Annotated in this window: 16 protein-coding genes; 2 read left to right on the top strand and 14 right to left on the bottom strand. The window is 68.7% G+C overall.

Features of this window, described 5'->3' with window-relative positions; all coding sequences use genetic code 11:
- Positions 1–22: 22 nt before the first annotated feature.
- Complete coding sequence (locus OG718_RS33305; RefSeq protein WP_143632686.1) at positions 23–604, top strand: anthrone oxygenase family protein; 582 nt, start codon at positions 23–25, stop codon at positions 602–604.
- On the opposite strand, the gene OG718_RS33300 is transcribed toward OG718_RS33305, so the two are convergent.
- The 14 genes from OG718_RS33300 to OG718_RS33235 all read right to left on the bottom strand — a co-directional run bounded on the left by OG718_RS33300 (position 553) and on the right by OG718_RS33235 (position 20,931).
- Complete coding sequence (locus OG718_RS33300) at positions 553–1,779, bottom strand: uroporphyrinogen-III synthase (RefSeq protein WP_143632688.1); 1,227 nt, start codon at positions 1,777–1,779, stop codon at positions 553–555. The genes OG718_RS33305 and OG718_RS33300 overlap by 52 nt on opposite strands.
- Positions 1,780–1,997: 218 nt before the next feature.
- Complete coding sequence (locus tag OG718_RS33295; RefSeq protein ID WP_306939656.1) at positions 1,998–3,380, bottom strand: nitrate/nitrite transporter; 1,383 nt, start codon at positions 3,378–3,380, stop codon at positions 1,998–2,000.
- Positions 3,381–4,105: 725 nt separating this feature from the next.
- Complete coding sequence (locus OG718_RS33290) at positions 4,106–4,798, bottom strand: hypothetical protein (protein ID WP_328845908.1); 693 nt, start codon at positions 4,796–4,798, stop codon at positions 4,106–4,108.
- 36 nt (positions 4,799–4,834) lie between these two features.
- Positions 4,835–5,446, bottom strand: a complete 612-nt coding sequence (locus tag OG718_RS33285) for a hypothetical protein (protein WP_328845907.1) — start codon at positions 5,444–5,446, stop codon at positions 4,835–4,837.
- 91 nt (positions 5,447–5,537) lie between these two features.
- A complete protein-coding gene (locus OG718_RS33280) occupies positions 5,538–6,884 on the bottom strand; it encodes a hypothetical protein (protein ID WP_328845906.1) in 1,347 nt (448 codons plus the stop codon).
- The gene (locus OG718_RS33275; RefSeq protein WP_306939644.1) at positions 6,881–7,198 is read right to left on the bottom strand and encodes a hypothetical protein; all 318 of its coding nucleotides are present in this window, start codon (positions 7,196–7,198) and stop codon (positions 6,881–6,883) included. The genes OG718_RS33280 and OG718_RS33275 overlap by 4 nt, the downstream gene beginning before the upstream one ends.
- A gap of 387 nt (positions 7,199–7,585) precedes the next feature.
- Positions 7,586–7,933, bottom strand: coding sequence for a hypothetical protein (locus OG718_RS33270; RefSeq protein ID WP_143632700.1), 348 nt, complete (start codon positions 7,931–7,933; stop codon positions 7,586–7,588).
- An 18-nt stretch (positions 7,934–7,951) separates the two neighbouring features.
- The gene (locus OG718_RS33265; protein WP_328845905.1) at positions 7,952–12,565 is read right to left on the bottom strand and encodes a DUF6531 domain-containing protein; all 4,614 of its coding nucleotides are present in this window, start codon (positions 12,563–12,565) and stop codon (positions 7,952–7,954) included.
- Between the two features lie 159 nt (positions 12,566–12,724).
- Positions 12,725–13,774 carry a hypothetical protein gene (locus OG718_RS33260; protein WP_143632703.1) on the bottom strand — a complete coding sequence of 350 codons (1,050 nt, stop codon included), beginning with the start codon at positions 13,772–13,774 and terminating at the stop codon, positions 12,725–12,727.
- On the bottom strand, positions 13,762–14,421 hold the full coding sequence (locus tag OG718_RS33255) for a hypothetical protein (RefSeq protein WP_143632705.1): 660 nt from the start codon (positions 14,419–14,421) through the stop codon (positions 13,762–13,764). Before OG718_RS33255 ends, OG718_RS33260 begins: the two co-directional genes overlap by 13 nt.
- 281 nt (positions 14,422–14,702) lie before the next feature.
- Entirely contained in the window at positions 14,703–16,061 is a 1,359-nt protein-coding gene (locus OG718_RS33250; protein ID WP_328845904.1) for an acyltransferase family protein, read from the bottom strand.
- 140 nt (positions 16,062–16,201) lie between these two features.
- On the bottom strand, positions 16,202–18,397 hold the full coding sequence (locus tag OG718_RS33245; RefSeq protein WP_143632707.1) for a glycosyltransferase: 2,196 nt from the start codon (positions 18,395–18,397) through the stop codon (positions 16,202–16,204).
- Positions 18,397–19,506, bottom strand: coding sequence for a hypothetical protein (locus OG718_RS33240; protein ID WP_328845903.1), 1,110 nt, complete (start codon positions 19,504–19,506; stop codon positions 18,397–18,399). Before OG718_RS33240 ends, OG718_RS33245 begins: the two co-directional genes overlap by 1 nt.
- 453 nt (positions 19,507–19,959) lie before the next feature.
- The gene (locus OG718_RS33235; RefSeq protein WP_143632711.1) at positions 19,960–20,931 is read right to left on the bottom strand and encodes a LysR family transcriptional regulator; all 972 of its coding nucleotides are present in this window, start codon (positions 20,929–20,931) and stop codon (positions 19,960–19,962) included.
- Between the two features lie 83 nt (positions 20,932–21,014).
- Here OG718_RS33235 and OG718_RS33230 point away from each other — a divergent pair, with 83 nt between their 5' ends.
- Positions 21,015–22,619 carry an MFS transporter gene (locus tag OG718_RS33230; protein ID WP_328845902.1) on the top strand — a complete coding sequence of 535 codons (1,605 nt, stop codon included), beginning with the start codon at positions 21,015–21,017 and terminating at the stop codon, positions 22,617–22,619.
- Positions 22,620–22,680: the final 61 nt, after the last annotated feature.

The raw sequence follows: 22,680 nt of genomic DNA, 5'->3' as shown, positions 1-22,680 counted from the left end.
GCCCGCCGGTTGACTGAGAGACATGGCAACCACCACGGAGAGCAACAAGGGGCGGCGTTCGACCGCCGGGGGTGTACTGGTCGCGGCCACGGTCGTCACGGGTCTGGTCGCCGGGCTGTTCTACGCGTACGCGAACAACGTGATGCCGGCGCTGGCCCGCAGCGACGACCGCACCTACATCGAGGTCATCCAGAACATCAACGACGTCATCCAGAACCCGGTGTTCCTGCTGAGCTTCAACGGCGCACTGCTGGTGACGGCCTTCTCTGCCTGGCAGTTGCGCGGCTCGCCACGTGTCCGGGTGTGGGTGTTCGCGGCACTCGCCGTGTACGCGCTGGCGTTCCTGGTCACCGTCGTCTTCAACATCCCGCTGAACAACGAGATCGTGGACGCCGGGAATCCGGCCACGACGGCCGATCCGGCCGCCGTGCGCGAGAGGTTCGAGGACCCGTGGGTGGCCTGGAACGTCGTACGGGCCGTGCTGCACGTCCTCGCGTTCGGCCTGCTGGCGCAGGCGCTGGTGCTGTACGGGCGCCACGGCCGGAGCGGGCGTCAGTCGTCGCCGTACTTGGAGTCGGCGGCCGGGTCGAGCGCCAGCCGGTAGCCGCGCTTGACGACGGTCTGGATGAGCTTGGGCGCCCCCAGTGCCGTACGCAGCCGGGCCATCGCGGTCTCCACCGCGTGCTCGTCCTTGCCGGCGCCGGGCAGGGCCCGCAGCAGGTCGGCGCGGGCCACCACCCAGCCGGGCCGCCGGGACAGCGCGCGCAGCAGGGACATCCCGGCCGGCGGTACGGGCCGCAGCAGGTCGTCCACCAGCACGGCGTGTCCCCGGATCTCCACCCGATGGCCGGCGATCGGCAACGTTCGCGCCCGGGACGGCAGTTCCTGACACAGCACCTGTACGAGGGGGCCGAGCCGGAAGCGCTCCGGCTGGACCGTGTCGATGCCCCTGGCCTGCAGCGGCAGCGCGGTGACCGGGCCGACGCAGGCGGGCAGCACGTCGTGGTTGAGGGCGGCGAGCAGCTCGGGCAGCAGCCCGCGGTCCTCGGCGCGGCCCAGCAGCGAGGCGGCGGCCGGGGCGCTGGTGAAGGTCAGCGCGTCCACACCGCGGCTGACCGTGGCGTCGAGCAGCCGGTCGACCGGGGCGATGTCCTCCGGCGGCATCCACCGGTACACGGGCACGCCGACGACGTCCCCGCCCGCGGCCCGCAGCGACTCGACGAACCCGGGCAGCGGCTCACCGTGCAGCTGGACAGCGATCCGGCGCCCCTCGACACCCTCCTCCAGCAGCCGGTCGAGCACCTCGGCCATGGATTCGGAGGACGGGGACCACTCCTCGGTCAGCCCCTGGGCCCGTATCGCACCCTTCACCTTCGGTCCGCGGGCGAGCAGCTCGACTCCCCGCAGCACGGCGAGCAGATCCTCCCCCAGCCCCCACCCGTCGGCGGCCTCGACCCACCCGCGGAACCCGATCGCGGTGGTCGCGACCACGATGTCCGGGGCCTCGTGGAGCAGTTGCTTGGTCGCCGCGAGCAGCTCGCTGTCGTCGGAGAGGGGCACGATTCGCAGGGCCGGCGCGTGCATGACGGCGGCCCCGCGCCGCTGGAGCAGGGCTCCGAGTTCATCGGCACGGCGGGCGGCGGTCACACCGACGGTGAACCCGGCGAGGGGGCCGTGATCCGGCCGGTCGGCTCGCGGCTCGGGTCGCTCGGGGCGCTGCTCAGGTCGTTGCTCGGGTCGTTGCTCAGGGAGTTGCTCCGGTCGCTGCTCTTCGTACATGGCTCTCGTCCCGCTCGAGTGGTGTTCGTCCTGCGTCACCCGCTGGGTTGGGGCGTCCCGCTTGGAGCCTCCGTGGTGGGGCGCCCGGGCACGAGGGCCGGGGCGTCCTGCTCCTGGGGCGTCCTCTGCACGCCCCATTTGCCCGCATCATGGCGGATGACCGAGCCTGTCAATCATGCGTGACAGGCTCGGTTCCGCTTGATGTCATCCGTGTTACGTCACACTTCCGCGTAGCTGAGCTGCGGCTTCGCCTCGGAAGTGGTCACCGCCGGGGACTCGGCGGCCGCCGGGCGGCGAAGGTATACGGCCCAGGTGACCCCGAAGCAGACCGCGTAGAAGGCGAGGAAGGCGACGAAGGCCCCCGTGCCCGACCCCACGCTCAGGAACGACTGCCGGAAGGCCAGGTTGATACCGAGCCCGCCGAGCGCGCCCACGGCCCCGATGAGCCCCATCGAGGCACCGGACAGCCGCCGCCCGTAGGACGCGGCCTCCTCCCCGGTGAGTCCCATGGCGGTGGCCTTGGCGTGGAAGATGCCGGGGATCATCTTGAACGTGGAGCCGTTGCCGAGCCCGGTCAGCACGAACAGCACGATGAACGCCGTGGTGAACAGGGGCAGGGACTTCTCCATGGAGGCGACCACGATGACGCCGGTGGCCGCGCCCATGGCGACGAAGTTCCACAGGGTGATGCGCGCCCCGCCGTACTTGTCGGCGAGCCAGCCGCCCACGGGCCGGATCAGCGAGCCGAGCAGCGGCCCGATGAAGGTGACGTAGGCCGACTCCAGCGGCGTACGCCCGAACTGCGTCTGGAGTACGAGCCCGAAGGCGAAGCTGTACCCGATGAACGACCCGAACGTCCCGATGTAGAGGAAGGACATGATCCAGGTGTGCGGGTCCTTCACCGCCTCCTTGGCGGCACCGGTGTCGTTCTTCACGGACGTGATGTTGTCCATGTAGAAGGCCCCGAGAACGGCGGCGACGACGATCAGCGGAATGTAAATACCGAGGAGCACCCGCGGGCCGCCGCTGGCCCCGATGACGGCGAGCGCGACGAGCTGCACGACGGGCACCCCGATGTTGCCGCCACCGGCGTTGAGCCCCAGCGCCCACCCCTTCTTCCGCAACGGGAAGAAGGAGTTGATGTTGGTCATGGAGGAGGCGAAGTTCCCGCCTCCCACACCGGCGAGCATGGCACACACGAGGAAGGTCCCGAAGGACGTCCCCGGCTCCATCACGATGAACGCCGCGATCGTCGGAATGAGCAGCATGCTCGCCGAGACGATGGTCCAGTTCCGGCCACCGAAGCGCGCGACCGCGAAGGTGTACGGCACCCGCACGACGGCGCCGACCAGCGTGGCCATGGAGATGATGAAGAACTTGTCGGCCGGGGTGAGCCCGTACTCGGGCCCCATGAAGAGCACCATCACCGACCACAGGGTCCAGATCGAGAACCCGATGTGCTCGGAAAGAACGGAGAAGAACAGGTTGCGCCGGGCGACCTTCTCCCCCGTCTCCTTCCAGAACGTCTCGTCCTCCGGGTCCCACTGCTCGATCCAGCGGCCCCCCTTGCGCGGTGCGATGCTGCTGCTCGGGGCTGTCATCTCACGCCTCCACAATTTCTCCGGCTGGTCCACCCGAAGGTAGGGATGGCGCGTTTCCGGCCTGTGGCGACGAGTGACCGCCCGGGAACGTTGCTCTCACCCTGGCGCGGGGGACGCGGTGAGGGTTTTTTCTGGGGGCGGGGGGTTTCTACTGGTGAGGGGGGTGCCTACGGGGTTTGGTGGGGGTTCGCGGGCGGGGCCCCGGGCGGGCCGACCTGGAGGTACGACTGCGGCTGGGGTGCAGCGTACGGGCCGGGGGTGTAGGGGGCCTGCGGTGGGCTGGGGCTGGGGGGTGTAGGGAACTCCCGCGCCGGGCTAAGGAACATATGGACCTCCGACTCCGGACTGAGGAGCGTACGTGGCCCCGGCACTGGGCTGAGCAGCGTAGGAACTCCCGATCAACACGCTGTGTGGCCGTCTGGTGCAGCCGACCGCCTATCGGCTGAGCCGGTTCGTGGCGGACCCCGCGTCCGAGTCTGACCGCAGGCACTCTGATCATTGATCTTGTGACAGGGGAACACGGTCAAGGCACCAGCGGTCCTGTCGTCGCCGCGAAGGCTCATACCTCACCTGGCCAGGCGGCTCCTGCCCGGCGCCTCTGAGCCCCAAAGCCCCCCGCCCCGCCGGAGACAACGAAGAGGCCCAGAAAGAGGCCCACCGCGCCGAGACAAGTCAGGAAACCGTCTCGCTTGCCACCGCCCTCTGCACGACCGGATCCCCCTCATTCAACGCACCTCGCTCGGTCCCGATTCCAGCGGATTGTCGAAACTGACCGTTTCCGCCAGTTGCTGAAGGATTGCGCGGTACTCCTCTCGGCGGGCCACGGCCGTCGTACTCAGTGTGAGGACGACCAGACGCTTGCAGTCCGGGTGCGGCAAGTAGGCGTGAATCTGGAGGAGTGTCTGCGGGGGAAGACCGCTGTCGGCTGATGGCGTGCGGACGGTCTCACTGAACGTGGCAGGACCACAGGGCAGTTCTAGGCACTCGATGTGCGTGTGACCCTCGGCAGAAGCCACGGCGCGGGCTGCGGTTGCCGCGCGTGACGCCACCGCCGTGTCACGCCAGGAGAGAGTCAGGAAAGAGAACAACGGCTGCCCCTTGCCGCCACTGCCCGAGTCGTCGATGTCATCGCGATGCAGACCGATGGAGCAGTGGACGGCACCGATCTCACTCAGCGTGGCCAGCATTTGCTGCCCTTCCGCAACCTGAGCGACGAACCACTGACGGGTCGCCTCATCGGGCGCCGCTTCGAGGAACGGGGCGAAGGCCCTACGCAGTTCGTCGGCGGCCGGGGAGTCAGGTGCGGCGAGCAGGAAGTCGAGAGGGAGCGGAGTGAAGGCGGCGGGTTCGGCGAACCAGATGTCGGCCTGAGGATCCTTGGCGGAGTCGGCGACGGTGAAGCGGGGGTTGGCGGTCATGAAGTCCTGTCCGGTACGCGTGGCTCAGCGTCAGCACTACTGCTGAGGCGACGGGTCGGGCACGTGAGCTCCGGCGCGGCGGGCACGTTCGAGGGCATGGGGGCCGGCGTTCCAGTCGGCCGGAGTGATCCCCCGACGGCCGGTAGCCGTCCGCTGGTATAGGAGGTGCAGTCGCTTGGGGGTTTCGCCTCCGCGGCCGGCGGCCGCGACAACGGCGATGAAGCGAGGATCTCCGGCAAACCAAAGGGGCTCGATCTGGGCCTTCAGCTCTGGCTTGGTGCGAGAGGTACCGAATCGTCTCATCCACCAGAAGGTGCGCATGTTTGCCAGGAAGAGCAGAGGAATCTGTTCCTCTGGCTTCTCCGGATTGGGGATCTCGAACCACATCTCATCCTCTTGCGCTTGGGGGTGCTTGTTCCGGCCGCGGGGGACGTCGGTGAGGAACTGCCAGGGGTACTGCTGGAGGACGCGCTGGATATAGGCGGAGGGACGGAAAGAGGCGAGCTGGAGTACGGCACGGTAGGTCGCGTAGCCCAGCAAAGGCACGAAGAATGGGGTGAGACCTGGAGATAGGAACGAGACCAGCACACCCAACGAGCCGACGCACACAGCGATCCAGCCCACCAGTCGCACGACAGTCATGATCATGTGCTGGACCCAAGCCCGCCTGGTCGGCGGATGGCCCCAAGCAGTTGAGTAGTCGGTCGGATGCATGAGGTGAGCTCTCTCTGTTCGGGGCTCAGAAAACGTGACGGGCGATATCGACGAGACCTCCGACGTCGAGGCCAAGCCGCGTTCCGTCGATACCTGCCACAGAACCGTCCTTGATCCCGTCGTCGTCGGTGTCCACAGCGGTCATGACGAGGCCGAAGCCCGCAGTGGCCACACCGACCGAGGCTGAAGTGACCTCGACCGTTCTCGTGACCTGGTCCGCCCGGGCACCCCGAATCGTAAAGCCGAGCAGCGCGTTGTCCAGGTTGGAGATGGACTTCGCGTGCTCCACGGTGGTGCTTCCGAATCGAGCCACCCGTTGACCGAGTGTTAGCGCCTCCCCTGCCTCACCAGTCGCCCGCACGGCAGCTGTGGCTCCTTTGCCCACAGCTCCGATACCGGGCACCATGCCAAGGGCGTCGCCCCCCACGGTGACGAGATTGCTCCAGAAGTCCGAGTCGAACTCGCCCTTGGTGAAACCGTCCTTCAGCGACGCCCATACTTCAGGTTTTCCGGCGATCCGCAGAGTCAACGCCGTAGCACTCAACGCCGCCGCAGCCAGCAGCAGCACCGCAGCCACCGTCCCGCCCGACAGAACGAACAGCGCCACCAACCCGACTACTGCGGCCACTCCACTGAGGATGTCCGGGAGGTTCTCGCCCAGCCAGTCCACCGCCGAGTCGAACCACCCCGGCTCATGCGGCGCCAGCTTCTTCGTCGCGTCCCCGATCTTGCCCGCTCGGTACTGAGCCTGCTTCTCATGCTCCTCAGCGAGCTTCCGAGCCCTGCCCAGGATCTTCTCGAGGTCGGCTTCCGCCTCGTCGACGGCTGTGTTCGCGCGGGTCAACGCCTTCTGGGCATCGTCGTGCCCAGTGCCCTTCTTCTTGTCCAGGGCCGGGTCGTCGCCCGCTGTCGTCGCCTTGCCCTTGGCGGTGTCGACCGCAGCGCGCGCGTCCTTCGCCTCCTCGTCCAGGCGCTTGGCCCGGCGCTGGAAGTCGTCGAGTTCGCCCTCCCAGAGGCTCAGTTGCTTGGCCGCCTTGCGAAGAGAACGTGCGGCGTTCTTCAGGTTCAGCGGCAGCGGGCCCTCGTCGAGCTGCTCCCGGAACGCGACGGCCGCGTCGCCCTTCCAGTAGCTGCCGTCCATCAGCTTGGTGACCAGGTCACGTGTGTCTTCGAGGACCTTCGCGCAGCCGGCGAGCTTCTTGTGCAGGCCGCTCACGGTCTCGGTGCTGCCTGGTACGGGGTTGAAGCCCAGGTTGGGGTAATCGGGGTTCGCGATCCGCGGGGAGGACTTCAATCCCTGTGGAAGGGGACCGTTCCTCGCAGCCTCGGATTGAGAGAAGGGCGACGGCTCGATGCCCGGCGTTTGGGTCACTTCTGGCCGCCTCCGCTACCGTCCCCGGCCTGCTTCAGCGCCTCCTCCAGCGCCTTGTCGACCTCGCGGTAGCTGTCCCGGCTCTTGCCGATGATCTCGGCGAGGTCCTCGGTCTGCTTGCCGATCTCCTCCGAGCCGTACTTCCATTCCTCCTGGAATTCCTCGCACGCGGAGTCGAGATCATCCGTGCCCAGTCCAGTGATGGTCGCCGCGGACAACGCCTTCCTCACGCCCTTGAGCGAATCGGTCGACCTGTTCAGCAGCTTCATGAACCGCCCGAGCTCATCGCCGTCAACAGCCAGCCGCTCCGCCACGCGCCTCTGCTCCCCGATCGCCGCCTGCCATTTCTGCAGGGGAGGGACGCTAGCTGCTTCTCGCGCTACCCCGGCCGGCCATGATCGCCGCCGTAGGCGTCAGTTGACAGCCCGGAGTCTCCCGCACGAACACGTTCCTCTCCCTGGTGACTGCCTGAATGCCGACAAGGAGCCTCGCCCAGGTTCACCCAAAAGGTGGGTCCTCGCAGACATCCCAGCTGGGGTGCATCCAAGGAGGCGAGGAAGGCACTTGGAGCCCCTCCAGGGGGCTCACGGGTCCGCGCGCGTACTTCGAAGGTGCGAACACTCACAAGTTCAAGCGGCGGAATCCTGCCTGGTTCACCCAGCAGATGGATCTTGGACAGTTCACGTCACGGGGCGCCTGGGTCAAGAGAACTGCTGGGGCAACTCGCCCGTCTCCCACAGTCGGTCCAGGTGTCGGAAGTAGCCGCCGAAGTCCTTCGACATGGCGGTGCGCTCGTCCGTGGAAAGCTTCTCCAGCGGGTCCGTGAAATCGAAGGTTCCGAGGTCGGGGCCGGTCCAGCCCTTGAACCTGCGGCAGTTCGCGCACCACATGTAGCTGATCAGCGTGGGCCGCTGCCTGATGTGGCTGCGGTACACGTAGGTGCGGACCGATGTGTTGCCGCAGGCCGGACAGGTTCGCTCCGACTGGTCCTCATAGAACTTCGGCCCGGCCACCAACTCCTTGACCTGGTCCATGTCGAACTCGCGCATTCTTGCTTCCTTGTCCGTTCAGCCGCCCCGGGCACGAAATCGTTCGAGCATCTGCTGCCCGTAGATCTCCGCCATGTCCTCATCACCAGGAGTGGTGATGTACGCCCTGCCGTTGTGGGAGTCCTGCATCCCCCTCCGTGCCGCCTGCTGCTGGTGATGCATGGTCTCGTGAAAGACAGTACCGACGGCCTCGTCCATACTCCGCAGCCCCATGTCGGAGATCTCGATCACGGGACGTCCTCGGGGGCCGAGCAGGGGGAAGCCGTCCGCCGTGTGCGGACTGTTGCCGTAGGCCGGGCCGAGGGGTCCGTCGATCTGCGGCACGTGCACGATGTCGTAGTCCTCCACCGACATGCCCCGCCTGCCCAGCGCCATTCTCAGCTGGCGTACGGACACCGCCGGCCCACGCTGACCGCCAGGTACTCGCTGCGATGCGCCGCGATAGTGGTTGATGATCTCCGGGCCGCAGGGAGCCAGGCCCAAAGGGTCGCTCCAGACGAGCGGGTTGTCCGTATAGGCGTAGTTGTTGGGTGCCGGATCGAGCCCCAGCGGGTCCGGGCTCAGATAGCGCCCTGTCGACGAGTCGTAGTAGCGGTGCCTGTTGTAGTCGAGGCCGGACTCCGGATCGTTGTACTGGCCCGGGAATCTGAGGCGGCAGTCCGTGCCGTCGACCGGCGAAGAGTCCCCGGCGCCCCAGAGCGTGGCCCTGCGGCGCCAGGTCACCCGGCCATCGGTGTCGGCAAGTTCGGTCGGCGCACCGATCAGGTCGGTCACGATGGCGTTGAAGCGTTTGTCGATCTCGTCCTGGGACGCCTCGGCAGGCTCCCGCGTGTCGACCTGCGCCAAGGGCCGAGGAACGAGAGCCGGCGAGAACTCCCAGGTGGTCACCTGTCGCGAGCCGTCCGGCGATCCGTCCGGCGATCCGTGGTGCACCTGCTCGGCGAGCCCGTTCCCGTCCCAGCTGAACACCGTGCTGCTCAGCACGGCCCCGTCGTCGTCGATCAGCTGCTTCGCAACCCGGCGTCCGAGCGGGTCGTAGAGGTAGCGCCAGATCTCGCCATCCGGCGTGGTGACCGATACGAGCCGGTCGAGGGCGTCCCAGCGGTAGGCCCACTTCCGGCTTCCACCCGAGAGCAGTTTCTGCGACTTGCGAACGACGCGTCCCTGGTCGTCGTACGCATAGTGGATGCGCCCGGCGCGGCGAAGTCGCGTGCCGGTGAAGCTCCACGGCTCTTCCGGGCCCTCCGGCCCCTCCACACCTTCGCCTGCCGTGGACTTCATGTTCCCGGCGGCGTCGTACGCGTAGCGTTCCGTCCATTCCGCGGCCTCGACGCCGGTGACGCGTCCCGCGGGATCGGTCTCGAAACGGCGATGTCCCGCCGACCGGGTCGTGACGGCGGCCGGTACCCCGTTGGGGCGGTAGCTGTAGGTGCGCCTCTCCAGGACACTCCGGTCCGCGGCGCCGAGCAGGGTCTGCTCGGTCAGCTGGAAGGACTCGTCCCAGCTCTGGGAGAGCGTGGCCCCGCCACCGAGGGCGCGTTCGATCTCGCGACCGGCCGCGTCATAGGCGAAGTAGAGGGACTCGTCGTCCATGTGCATCGCGGAGGGCCGGTGCCCGGGGTCGTACTCCCAGCGGCTGGTCACTCCGGACGGCGTGGTCCGTACCGTACGCCGTCCCAGTCCGTCGTACGCGCTGGCCACCGTGCGGCCGTTGCAGGTCTCGGCGATCAACTGGCCCGCGAGGTCGTACTCGAAGTCCACCACCGCGTGTGCGTTGGCCGTCCGGATCATGCGCCCGGTCGGGCTGTAGGAGAAGGTGGCCGTTTCGTCGTTCGAGAGCCGTGTGACGACGTTGCCCGCCAGGTCGCGCTCGTAGCGGACCGTGTGCTCCGGCCCTCCGCTCTGCTCGACGAGTTGGAGTGCGGCGTCGTAGCGATAGGTGAGTCGGCGCCCGTTGAAGTCCTCCTCCGCAACGGTGTTTCCCACGGCGTCGTACTCGTACGACCACAACTGGCCCGCACCGTTCTCCACCCTCTGCAACCGCAGTTCGGTGTCATAGGTGAAGTGCAGCACCGAACCGTCCGCGGTGGTACGGGTCCTGGGGAGATCGAAGGGCGCGTAGGTGTAGCGCGTCGCGCTGCCTTCGGCGTCACGATGCTCGACGAGGTTTCCCTCGCCGTCGTAACGCCAGCGTTCGGTGCCACCGCCCGGTTTGGTGCGCCAGGCCAGCTTGCCTTCGAGGGTCCAGCCGAAGCGCGTCACACCGCCGACCGGATCCGTGCTCTCGACGACGCGTCCGAAGGCGTCCAGCAGGCACGACGACACGGCACCAGCCGTATCCGTGAACCGTATGGGCAGACCTGCGCCGTCACGATCGATGCGCTGTACGCCGCCCATGGCGTCGTCGGTCCTGACCAGGGCGCCGCGGTCGTCGTACTCGTACCTCGTCACGGCACCCAGGGGATCCGTCGTGGCCACGAGGTTGCCGCGTTCGTCATAGGTGTGCTCGGCCCGCGCTCCGCCGGGGTCGGTGGCGTGCACGGGCAACCCGGAGCTGTCGTAGGAGACGACGGCCTTCGCCCCGTCGGAGTAGACGACCTCGGTGTTGCGGCCAAGTTCGTCGTACCCGTACCGCGTGCGACGGCCCAACGGATCCGTGATGGACAGAAGCCTGTCGTACCGGTCCCAGGTGCGGGTGGTCACATGTCCCAGCGGATCCGTCTCGGTCAGGAGCTGGAAGGCGTCGCTGAACACGTAGGTCGTGGTGTGGCCAAGGGAGTTCCGCGCCGTCGTGGTGTGGGCCACGTCGTCGTACGTGTAGACGTAGTCCAGGATCCCGTCCCCACTGCCGGCCCGGACGCACCGGCCCTGCACGTCGTACGTGTAGCCGTACGAGGTGTTGTTCCGGTCCTCCCAGCGGTTGATGCGGCGCTGCTCGTCGTACGAGAAACACAGGGGAAGCCCTGAGGAGTCACGGATCTCGGAGAGGTTGCCGGCCTGGTCGTACCGGTAGTGCAGCAGCTCGGGCTCCTGCGGAGCGCTCAGGAGCCGGAGAGCGGTGACGCGGCCGGCGTCGACGGTGAGCCCGACGCGATAGCCGCCGTTGTGCGTGATCTCCAGAGGGCTGCCGTCGGCGTCGTAGGAGAACCGGATGGTGTTGCCGTGCCGGTCCGTGATCGCCGTGAGCGGCAGTTCGGCCGACGAGCGGCCCGGCAGGGGCTGAAAATGGAGCACTCGGGCTGTGTGGGGCTGACGTATGGTCATGTGCCCGTCGGGGCCTTCCGGCCACTCCAGCGGCCAGCGCGGTCCCTCGACCGGCAGCACGTCCAGTCCGGGTTCCGGGACGGGATAGACCAGCACCATGCCGTCGTCCGCGATGAAACGTACGCCGTCGTCGTCCAGCAGCAACCGCTGGTCGAGCGTGGAGGTCCACGAGGGACCGAACCAGCGGCCGGAGCGGACACTACTGCGATGATGCCGTTCGACGGCGAGCGGCAGGATTCCGGGTAGCAGGACATCGCTCGCGGACATGACCATCTCGCCGGTGGCCATGTCGATCGGGTCACCGCGTGTGAAGAGGGTCTTCATCTGCCGCGCGCCCGCCCGAGCCCCCCGACCCAGCCCCCTGGCCCCCAGGGCCAGCCCTTTGAGCCCGGTCTTCCCGAATGCCTTCAGTCCCTTGGCGAGTCCTCCGAGGGTGGTCAGACCCTTCATGCCGGGTATGCAGTCCAGCGCGGCAAAGGCCACATCCAACAGGGATGCCTGGCCCTTCATATATTTGTTGAGGGTGTCGGCCAGGACCACGAGGGCGGCGATGAGGACGATCGCGCCGAGGATCGGCCCGCCAATGATCAGGGCGATGACACCGAGGACCGCGACGACGACCTTGCAGACGGCGACGATGGTGTCCCAGTTGTCGACGAACCAGTCCCCGACCTCCTCGTACCATTTGCGGTTCTGAATGCCCGCGTCGGAGGCTTCGTCCAGCTTCCGCTTGGCGTCACCGGCCGCGTCCTCGCGCATCTTCCGCGCGTCCCCGGCCATCTTCTTCGCCGCGTCGAGGGCGTTCTGCGCGGTGGTGACGTCGGACTGGGCCGAGGTGTGGGCGTCCTTGGCACTCTGCGCGTCACGGGTGGCGGCGCGGACCTTGGACTCGTCCGGCTTGGGGACATCCTTGCCCGCCGACCCCGGGTCGTCCTTGTACTTGTCCGCTTCCTTGTTGGCGCGGGTGACCCACGAATCGGCCGAGGAGAGACGGGACTTGGCGGAGGAGAGGTCCGCCTGCGCCTCCCGCCCCTGGGCCAGCGCCTTGTCGGCGAGGGCCTGGGCGCGTTCGAGTTCGGGCCAGTACGCCGCAAGCGCGTCCCCGGCCAGGTCGTACGACTTCTTCAGCTTCTTCAAGTTCTTCGGGACACCGGAGAACTCATCCCGGAACACATCGGCCGTCTTGCCCACCATCGTCAGGACGGCGTCCTCGTCCGCCATCCCCTTCACCAGACGCAGAGCGTCCTGCACGTCATCCGCGAAGTCGTGCAAGCTCTTCGCCAACGACTTCACCCGGACCGGATCCCCCGGCGTCGGATCCTTCTCCAGATCCAGCACATGCCAGTCCGTCGGCCGATAACCCGCCACGCCGCAACCCCCGTCACGCCAGAACCACCAACATCCGTACGCACGAGCGAAGTTATCGCACCGTCGGGACGGGGCCGGGCAACTGTGGGCTCATCGGCCCGAGATCCGTCTCACGTTGCGAAACGGACCCCGGGACTGTGATTTCTCGACATGGATCGGTCAGCGGTTGACGGCCTGGATCTCCTGGACGATCACGTCCTGGTCGGCCCCGAACTCGCCGTCGGGCAAAGGCTGGTCACCGTTCACGCCGGTGCCGGTCCAGTGGATTTTCCAGGTGACCGTGGCCTGGAGTTTGTAGGAGTCGTCGCCCGAGGAGCGGAGGTACTTCACACCGCAGGGCGGGGTCTCATCCGCCTTGCCCTTCGCGAAGGCCTCGCCGATCTGGTCGCCGTTGAGTTCGCACACGCCGGAGGCCGGGTAGGTCGTCGCGTCGTCCGTGCCCGGTTCGATCTTCAGGGAGATCGGTTCGGCTGTGGTCGTCGCCTGGACGCCCAGAAGCGGGACGGATGCCGTCACCGAGACCGGCTTGAAATCCGCCGCGTCCAGCCACGCCCACGTCGGCAGGTTCACCTTCGTGGTGCCCTCCGGGGCGAGTTCGACCTTCGTCGAAGGCACGCGGATCTCGGCGTAGGCGAGCTGGGCCAGCATTTCGGGGGTGATCGCCTGCGGGATCTCGGGCGGCGGCGGGTCGCCCGTGTCCACCCAGAAGTAGTCCCTGGTGCAGTCGAGCGCACCGGGATCGCCTTCCCTGCCCTCCGTGACGTAGGAGGCCCAGAAATAGCCCTCGCCGGCCTTGTCCTTGTTGAAGTCCTTGTACGGGTCACCACCCTCGAACTTCTTACGCTGCTCCGCGTCCCACTCGTATCCCGTCGAGCCTGCTTCCCAGATCGGCTCCAGGTACTTCTTGAGCTGGTCCGGGGAGTACTTGGGGGCGTAGTAGCAGGCGGGTGGAGTCCAGTTGGACGCGGTGGTGGTGACCGGACCGGCAGACTGGCCGGAGCCGTTCTTTGAACGGTCGAAGACAACGGCCCCGGCTACTGCACCGACATTTCCTTCGTCATCGGCGTTTCCGGACGCGGTGGTGTCGGAGCCGCCGTTGGTACTGCCGCCGTGCCCATAGCCCGCGAATGCTTGCGTTGGGCACAACAGCAGGGCTGTAGCGGCCGCAACGGTGACTGTTGCGGATTTTCTGTGCTTCAGGACTGGCATGCTGCGCTCCCCCGCTGCGACGTCAGCTTCTCAGTGATCCAGATGCCCTGCTTGTTGACTCGAAGCCGACTGTTGTAGAGGACGTAGTTGTCCTTCGACTTCGAGGTCACATTTGTCTTGCCGGTCTTCAGGCTCTTGTTGTAAGCCTTGTTCTGATCCTCGCAGTAGACGAAGCCCGCCGTTCCATCGTCGTTGACCTTCACGTTGGAGTCGTAGTAGCGCTTTGCTCCGGTGATGCGGTCCTTGTACTTGACGAATTCCTGGATGAACTGCTCGCTGCCTGCCGCCGCCTCGCCTTCGGAGTAAAAGCGGAAAGCCTTGTGCAGCGGGTCCTGTTCAGCGATGGCCATGTCCACCGCCTTGATGAACTGCTCACTGTCTGCGAGGACCGCGTCCTTCTCCTTGTCGCCCGTCTTCGGCCAGTCGAAGGTGTACGTCAGATCCGAAGGCAACTCGATCTTCGGCCGACCCGCGCCCGCTGGAGCAGAAGCGCTAGGCGAAGCCGACTTGTCCGTTCCTGTGTCGGCGCCCGCGATCTTGTCGTTGTCCTTGTCCTTGGAACTGTCGTCGCTACCGCAGGCGGACAGCGACAGGGCCGCGGCGGCGGTCAGCGCGATCGCTGCGAGCAGGGTGGGGCGGCGGTTCACGGACGGCTCCCGGTGGGGCGAGGGGGTCATGAGCGCAGCCACGCTACCGAGGGGGCGAGACCGACACCAGAGCGAATTACGTCGACGCCCTGACGAAATAGTCACCAAAGCTGGCAATCCGGCACACTGGATCACCGAAAGAGCTACGACAAATGGCGGGCCAAGTCCCTGACTTGGCCCGCGCAAACGGCGTGACGCGAGCAACGCCGGGCGAGGCCAGGCGGCACTAGGGCAGCGCGACGCCCAGCCCCTGCCCAGCCTCTGCCTCGGCCGGCCTGCCCCTACCGCGCCCTGGCCCGATGCCCCCGCGAGCTCGGGACCGGCTTCTTCGATCCCGTCGGCCACAGCTGTGGTCGGCGTTTTGCCGCCAGGTCCTCCGCCCAGCCGAAGGAGATGACGCAGGCTCCGATGAGGACCCAGGTGAGGGCGAGGACCGGCCAGGGGCTTTCCAGGAGCCAGGGGACGTTCTGCCAGATCACGTCGTAGTTCCACAGGCGGTCCCACTGCGTCGCCGCGATGAGGATGCAGGTGTTGTGCCAGAGGTAGATCGTCACGGCACGGGAGTTGAGCAGGGTGATCGGCTTGTCCCAGCGGCGCAGCCTGCGTGGCCATTCGGACCAGGACGGGCTGAAGTGCAGCAGGAGCATCACCGTGCCGCAGGACCAGAGGGCCTGGGCCAGCGGGATGCTGTCCAGGTCGTGGCCCTCCGTGAAGTTGTGGTTCGTGGCGTACCAGAGGCCCAGCAGGGCGATGGCCGGGGCGACGGAAGGGACCACATAGCGCGGGAGGCGCTGGAGGATTCCCTCCTGGTGCGCCATGCCGAGGATCCAGCAGGCTCCGAACGTGCTGAAGTCCGTGAGCGCGGACGGGATCCGCTCGCCGGGGAGCGACAGCCACTCGAGCTGGAACGCCGCCGACAGGGCGATCGGCGCCGCGATCGTCGCGACCGGCAGCGCGCGCAGGGCGCGGAGCAGGAACGGCGACAGAAGTACGTACCAGAGGTACGCGCGGACGTACCAGAGCGGGCCCGCGAGTTCCGCGGCCCAGTCGTCGCCGATGAAGCCGTGGATTCCGGAGAGCCCCTCGGCGTACGGCGGATCGCTGATCGGGAGGATCCAGAAGGTGAGGTGGAGCAGCCACCAGCCCGGGTGGCCGTCCTCGTCCGGGCCCCAGCCCTGGAGGACCATGCCGGTGACGCCGATCGCGCCGAGCAGCCAGATCGGGGGAATGAGGCGACGGATGCGGCTGCGGATGACCTGCGGGGCCGGGCGCTTGAGCGAGCGGGCCATCAGGTTGCCGGCCAGCGCGAACATCACGCCCATGGACGGGAACACCAGCGGCAGCCAGGCCCAGCCCGTGAGGTGGTAGAGAACCACGCGGAAGAGGGCGAGTGCGCGGAGCAGGTCGAAGTAGCGGTCCCGGACGGGGCCGGACCGCTTGGCCGTCGTCGAGGCGACACCCGACCCGGAGTCCGATCCGGAGTCCGCCGTGGAGTCCGACGCGGACCCCGAAGCCGCGCCCGGTTCCGGCCCCCAGCCCGGACCCGAACCCGGTCCCGGCCTCGTCGCCGTCGGACCGCCGTCCGGGTAAGCCGGTGCGGTGGTGGGGCCGGGGATCGTCCCGTCGTACGAGTCGTGCATCGAGGTGTCCTGTCCGGCCCATGTGCCTGTGCCGGTACCGGTACCGATTCCTGTACCTGTACCCGTTCCTGTGCCTGCGTCCGCGCCCGTCCACGGCGTGCCGGGAGGCTCCGGCCACGGAGTCCCGGGTGGCGGCGTGCTCATCCGACCGGCCTCCGGTCCATCTCCGGCTGTTGCGCGGCGCCGCCGCCCGGGCCCGCGGCGCCGGGAAGCCCGACCGCGCCCGTACGCCGGAGCTTCTGCCAGCGCAGCCGGCCGCCGGTGAGGGCGGTGATCCAGGACTGGAGCAGCACGACGTACATGAGCTGGCGGTACAGGATCTGTTGGAGCGGGAGGGAGAGGAGGTGGGTCATGCGTTCCTTGTCGAGGCGGAACGCGTACGCCGCGCAGATCGCCTGGACCGCCAGGACGCCGAACCAGGCGAGGATCGTCTGCTCGGTGGGGCCGAAGACGAGTCCGTAGAGGAGGAACACGTCGATCAGCGGGGCCAGGAGCGGGGCCAGGATCATGAAGAGGGAGACGAGGGGCATGCCCACGCGGCCGAAGCGGCCCGACGGGCCGCGTTCGATGACCGCCCTGCGGTGCTTCCAGATCGCCTGCATCGTGCCGTACGACCAGCGGTAGCGCTGGGACCACAGCTGCTGGACGGACTCCGGGGCCTCGGTCCACGCGCGGGCGTTCTCCGCGTACACGACCCGCCAGCCGTCGCGGTGCATGGCGATGGTGATGTCGGTGTCCTCGGCGAGCGTGTCGTCGCTCATGCCGCCGACGCGCTTGAGCGCGGAGCGCCGGAAGGCACCGACCGCGCCCGGGATGGTCGGCATGCAGTTGAGCATGTCGTACATACGGCGGTCGAGGTTGAAGCCCATCACGTACTCGATGTGCTGCCAGGCACCGATCAGCGAGTCGCGGTTGCCGACCTTCGCGTTGCCCGCGACGGCGCCGACGCTCGGGTCGCCGAAGGGCTGGACCAGCTCGCGGACGGTGGCCGGTTCGAAGACGGTGTCGCCGTCCATCATCACGATGAGGTCGTAACGGGCGTTCGCCACACCCCTGTTGAGGGCGGCGGGCTTGCCCGCGTTGAGCTGGCGCACGACGCGTACGTTCGGCAGGCGCAGGTTCTCGACGATGCGCGCGGTGCCGTCGCTCGACCCGTCGTCGATCACGATCACCTCGATGGGGTGATCGCTCGCCACGAGCGAGTGGACCGTCTGCTCGATGCACTTCGCCTCGTTGTAGGCGGGCACCAGGACGGAGACCGGTTCGGTGATCGGCCGCCCCCAGCTGAAGCCGCGGCGGCGGACCTTGCGGGCGTGCAGGACGGAGAGCAGCAGCATCAGGCCGAAGCGGGCGATGACGAGGGCGCCGATGATGGCGAGGCCGACGACCAGGACGGAGGTGGTGTTCTCGGAGGCCTGGACCGCGACGACCCACGCCTTGCCCTTCCACAGGTCGAGGCCGGCGACCGGGGTGTGCGCGCTGGGCACCTTCAGGGCCGCGGTGAGCGTGTCGAAGCGGTAGCCGTCGTCCTGGAGTCCGGAGATGAACCGGTCGAGCGCGGCCACGGTCTGCGAGCGGTCGCCGCCGGAGTCGTGCATCAGCACGATGGCGCCCTTGCCGCCCTTGGGCGTGGCGTTGCTGATGATCTTCTCGACGCCCGGCCTGCGCCAGTCCTCGCTGTCGGTGTTGTTGACGATCGTGATGTAGCCGCGGCTGCCGATGTACTCGGTCACCGGCCACGACTTGTTGTCCATCTCGCCCGCGAACGACGAGTACGGCGGCCGGAAGAGAGAGGTCCGGATGCCGGCCGCGCCCGCCAGCGCGAGCTGGTTCTGGGACAGCTCCCAGTCGACCCGGCTCTTGGACTGGAGTGAGAGGTCGGGGTGGTTGAAGGTGTGCAGGCCGATCTCGTGGCCCTCGTCGACCATGCGCTGGACGAGGTCCGGATAGCGCGAGGCCATGGTGCCGGTGATGAAGAAGACGGCGTGCGCGTCGTGCCTCTTGAGCACGTCGAGCACCTTGGGCGTCCACTCGGGGTCCGGGCCGTCGTCGAAGGTCAGGACCAGCTTCTGGTCCGGGACCTCCACGCTGTCCTCGCGGCCGTTGCGGGTGTCGATCACCGGGCCGCCCTCCAGGATCTCCTTGGGGACCCGGTCGGAGGCGGCCGGCGACTGGACGCGGTGGTCGGCGAGGATCTCGCTGTGGACGAAGCCGCGCAGCATCAGCATCGCCATCAGGGCGACGAGGATGAGCGAGGGCAGTAGATAACGCATGGGCAGGCGTCGACGCCGGGCGGCGCCCCGCTCTGCGCCGCGGCGGCTGGTGCGGGGTGCCATCAGAGGGTGTTCTCCGGGGACTGTGCGGTTGGGGCTGCGCTCGGGTCCGGCGAGACGACCGGCCCGGGCGTGAGCGGGTCACCGGCGACCGTGTCGGTATCGGCCGGCGGATCCGAGGGGTCGCTGCTGACGGTGACGCTCGGCTCGGGGTCGGGCGAAGTCGGAGGCGGGTTCGACGGCGCGGTGTTCGTCGGCTTCGGTGTGGTGGGCTTCGTGTTCGTCGCCGACGGCTTCGGGTCGGTGCTCTTCCCCGTGCCCGTGGGGCTGGCCGACGGGCCCGTCGAGGTACCGGCGCCCGGCGAGTTGCTCACCGTGCCACCCGCCGACGGCGTCACGCCGGGCGAGGGGACCACCGAGCCGGACGGGCCCGCGGAGTCGGCGGGCAGCGGCGGGATCTCGACCTTTCCGGCCGGCTTGTCCTCCTGCTCCTGGCCCAGTTCCGGGAGCCAGGGCGCGCTGGAGTTGCCCGACAGGAGCGTGCCGAGGATGACCACCGCGTAGACCGCGCAGGCCATGCCAACGGCCATGCCGATTCTGCGGTACCTGCGGCTGCGGCGGCCCGTCTCGTCGACGAAGACCGGGCCGTCCGAGGCCTCCTTGGCGCTGGGGGACCCCTTGGCCTGCTGGACGAGCCAGTCCTCCAGCTGCCGTCCCACACCGTCGAGCTGGACCGTGACCTCGTGCGGGTCATGGGTGTGCTCGGGGTGCTCGGACTCCTGCCAGGAGTCCTGGGCGGCCTCGGAGTCGGCGTCGTCCCACACGGATCCCGCGGACCCGGCGGACCCTGCGGATATGACGGGCTCGGTGGACACGACGGGCCCGATGGGCCCGGCGGACCCTCCGGACAGGCCGGGCTCCGGCCGGCTCACGCCCGGGCCACCGTCTCTCTGTTCGCCGCTCTCTCCACGCTCGCCGCGTTCCCCGAATTTCCGGTGTTCGCCGTCACTCCACGGGCCGTCGTTCCACGGGCCGTCACCGCGCGGGCCGTCACCGCGCCGGTCGTCACCGCGCCGGTCGTCGCTCAGCACGTCGTTGTTCCGCCCGTCGTCGTTCTGCTCGTAGTCGTTCCGCTCGTAATCGATCGGCTCGTCGTATCTCTGCCGCGGCACCGACGGAGCCGCGGCACGGCGGAACCACACGTCGGTTTCACGCCGGTCCGGATCACGCCGGCCGGAATCACCACGGCCGAAGTCCCCACGGCCGGCGGCTCTGCCGCCGAACTCATCGCCATCGAAGTCGCTGCGAAACGACCGATCGGTCTCCCGAGGGGCCGCCTGACCGGCCTCGCCCCGGAACGACAGACCGTCCTTACGACGGGCCGACGGATCGGCTCCACCCTCACCCGGGTGATCGGAATCGTTCCGACCCGGTTGGGCGTCTTCCCGCCAATTTTCCACGCGCACGCACATCCCCCCACGGGACTGGTTCAAGGGGTGCATGTACGACCCGGGCACTCGTACTTGTCGTCCGGACCGGACCCCCATCCGGCCCGAGCGCCCCCTTTATCACACTGCACCCGGCCCATGAATGTAGCGCACGTAAGCAACAGTGAGGGTTCTGTGTCAGGCCCGACTCATCATGATGAGTGCATCTGTGGCCGGAATCCAACCCTCCGAAGGGCGCTCCAGCCACCCTTCCGCCCCCGCAAGTCGCGCCGCCGCGGCGCGCAGCGCCTCGACTCCGCGATGCATCAGTCCCTTCCGCCACACCAGCGACACCGGTGACAGCGGAACGGGGTCGACCAGGGGCCGGAGGACTGATTTCGGCATGGCCGGAAAGTCCATCACGGCCAGGACGGGGTTTCGTTTCTTGGCCATGATCCTTTGGAACTCCTCGGTGCCGACGGCGAGCGGTGCCGGCGCCGCGACCTCGATCCCGCGTCCCTCGAAAAGCTGACGGGCGAGGTCGGTCCACTCCAGCGTCCGGGGATTGCCGGCTCCGGCGTACACCTGTTCGCCCGCCAGCGCGTCGAGCGGTATGGCATCCAATTCGGCCAGTCGGTGGTCCTCCGGCAGCACGACGGCCATGGGCTCGTACCGCACGGGCTGCTGCTCCAGGCGGGCGCGGACCGCCGGGTCCAGGCCCCCGAACCGCCCGAAGGACGCGTCGAGCCGCCCGGCGAGCAGTTCGGCGGCGGCACCGGTGAGGCCGCTCTCGAAGCGGGTCATCAGTTCGCAGTCGGGGGCGAGTTCACGGGCCAGGGCCAGCACCCGCCCGGAGACCAGCCCGGGGCTGTTCACATCGACGAGCAGGGGCCTCGCGGCATCCGGCCGCCCGAAGGCGGAGAGCAGCTCGTCCTGCGCCTCCAGCGCCCGCCGCGCGTAGGGCAACAGCCGCTCCCCGTCGAGGGTGAGCGTCACCTGCCGGGTGGTGCGTACGAAGAGGGTGGCGCCCAGCTCCCGCTCCAGCCGCCGGATGTCACGGCTGAGGGCCTGCTGGGCGACGTACAGCCGGGCGGCCGCACGCGTGAAGTGCAGGTCCTCGGCAACGGCGAGGAAAGCGCGCAGCAGGCGGGGGTCGAGGTGGGCGGGCATCCGGCGAACCTACAACGCGGGTGCGTCAATCGGTACGGAGTAAGTGTTGGACCCCCGCCGACGGGCCGGGCGAACGTTGATCCATGCCGCGACCACCTCTCCAGCAGCCCCCTCGGCCGTACCCCCGGCCCCGGCCCGACGCACGTACGACCGTCCCCGCCGTCACCGCCGACAGCCTTGTGGTCGCCGACTTCGGACCGCGGCGCCGGCCCTCCGGCCCTGGACCCGCCCCTGGCCCCGTCCCTGGACCGAAACGGCATCGGCGCGACGCCGACCCGCACCTGAGCAGCCCACACCGAAGCGGCCCGAACCGAACCAGCCCGCAGGCAAGCGGCCCGCACGGAAGCCGCCATCCCGCAAGCAGCCATCCCCACCGCAACCCGTACCGCCGCCTCTTCACCATCCCCGGCACCCGGGCCTTCACCCTCGGGAACCTGATCGCGCGGCTCCCCATGGGCATGTTCAGCGTGAGCGCGGTGATCATGATCGCGGGAGCGCGGGGCTCGTACGCGCTCGCCGGTGCCGTCACGGCGACCGGGCTGGCGGCGACGGCGGTCGTGGCGCCCTGGACGGCACGACTGGTCGACCGGCACGGGCAGGCGCGGATCGCCGTGCCCGCGGCGGCGGTCGCCGCGCTCGGCTCGCTCGCACTGGTGCTCTGCGTCCGGTACGGGGCGCCCGACTGGACGCTGTTCGCCGCGTACGCCGCCACGGCCACCACGCCCAACACCGGCGGCATGTCCCGGGCACGCTGGGCACATCTCCTGAAGGGTGATGCGGTACGCCTCCACACCGCGAACTCCTTCGAGCAGGCCGCGGACGAGCTGTGCTTCATGCTCGGGCCGGTGCTGGCCGCGTTCCTGTGCGGGGCCCTGTTCCCGGAGGCGGGCACCCTCGCCGGGATCGTCCTGCTGCTGACCGGCGTGCTGACCTTCACCGCCCAGCGCTCGACGGAACCGCCCGCCCGGGGCCGTACGGCCACAACCACCCGGTCGCCGGTCCGGGCGCCCGGGATGCCGCCGCTGCTGGTCGGATTCCTCGCCACCGGCGCGGTGTTCGGCTCGATGGAGGTGGTGACGATCGCGTTCGCCGACGCGCAGGGGCACCGGGCGGCGGCAGGCATGGTCCTCGGGCTCCAGGCGGCCGGATCGTGCGCCGCCGGGCTCCTCTACGGGGCTCTGAAGCCCGCGGGCCCGGCCGGGCGGCGCCACCCGTGGAGCCTCGCCGCGATGGCCCTCCTCATGTGGCTGCCGCTGCTGGCCGCCTCGTCCACGGGTTCCCTCGTGGTGCTCGCCGGGGCGCTGCTCGTGGCCGGGATGGCGACCGCCCCCGCGATGGTCACGGGCATGACCCTGGTCCAGCACCGCACGCCCGAGGGCCGGCTGAACGAGGGGATGACCTTGGCGGTGACCGGGCTGCTGGGCGGTATCGCCTGCGGGGCCGCGGCCGGCGGATGGGTCGTGGAGCACGTGTCGGCGACCGCGGGCTACGGAGTACCGGTCGCGGCGGCGGCGACCGCCCTCCTGATCTCCGTCACGTCGACGGCGGGCCGCCCAGCCTCGGACCGGGACCGAGTCGGACCCAAGCCCAAGCCCGGTCCCGGTCCCGGTCCCGGTCCCGACGCTGAGGACACCCTGCCCCCGTCCGACCCGTCGAACACCCGCCCCAATTCGCGCGCACCCCATTGACTCGCTCACAACCCCCACATACCTTCGCCCGTCGAAGCGCTTCGACGTCACGTATCGAAGC

The sequence above is a fragment of the Streptomyces sp. NBC_00258 genome (assembly GCF_036182465.1).
Classification (GTDB): domain Bacteria; phylum Actinomycetota; class Actinomycetes; order Streptomycetales; family Streptomycetaceae; genus Streptomyces.
Note: the sequence above shows the minus strand (reverse complement) of the source record. Positions and strands in the feature narration are given on the sequence as shown.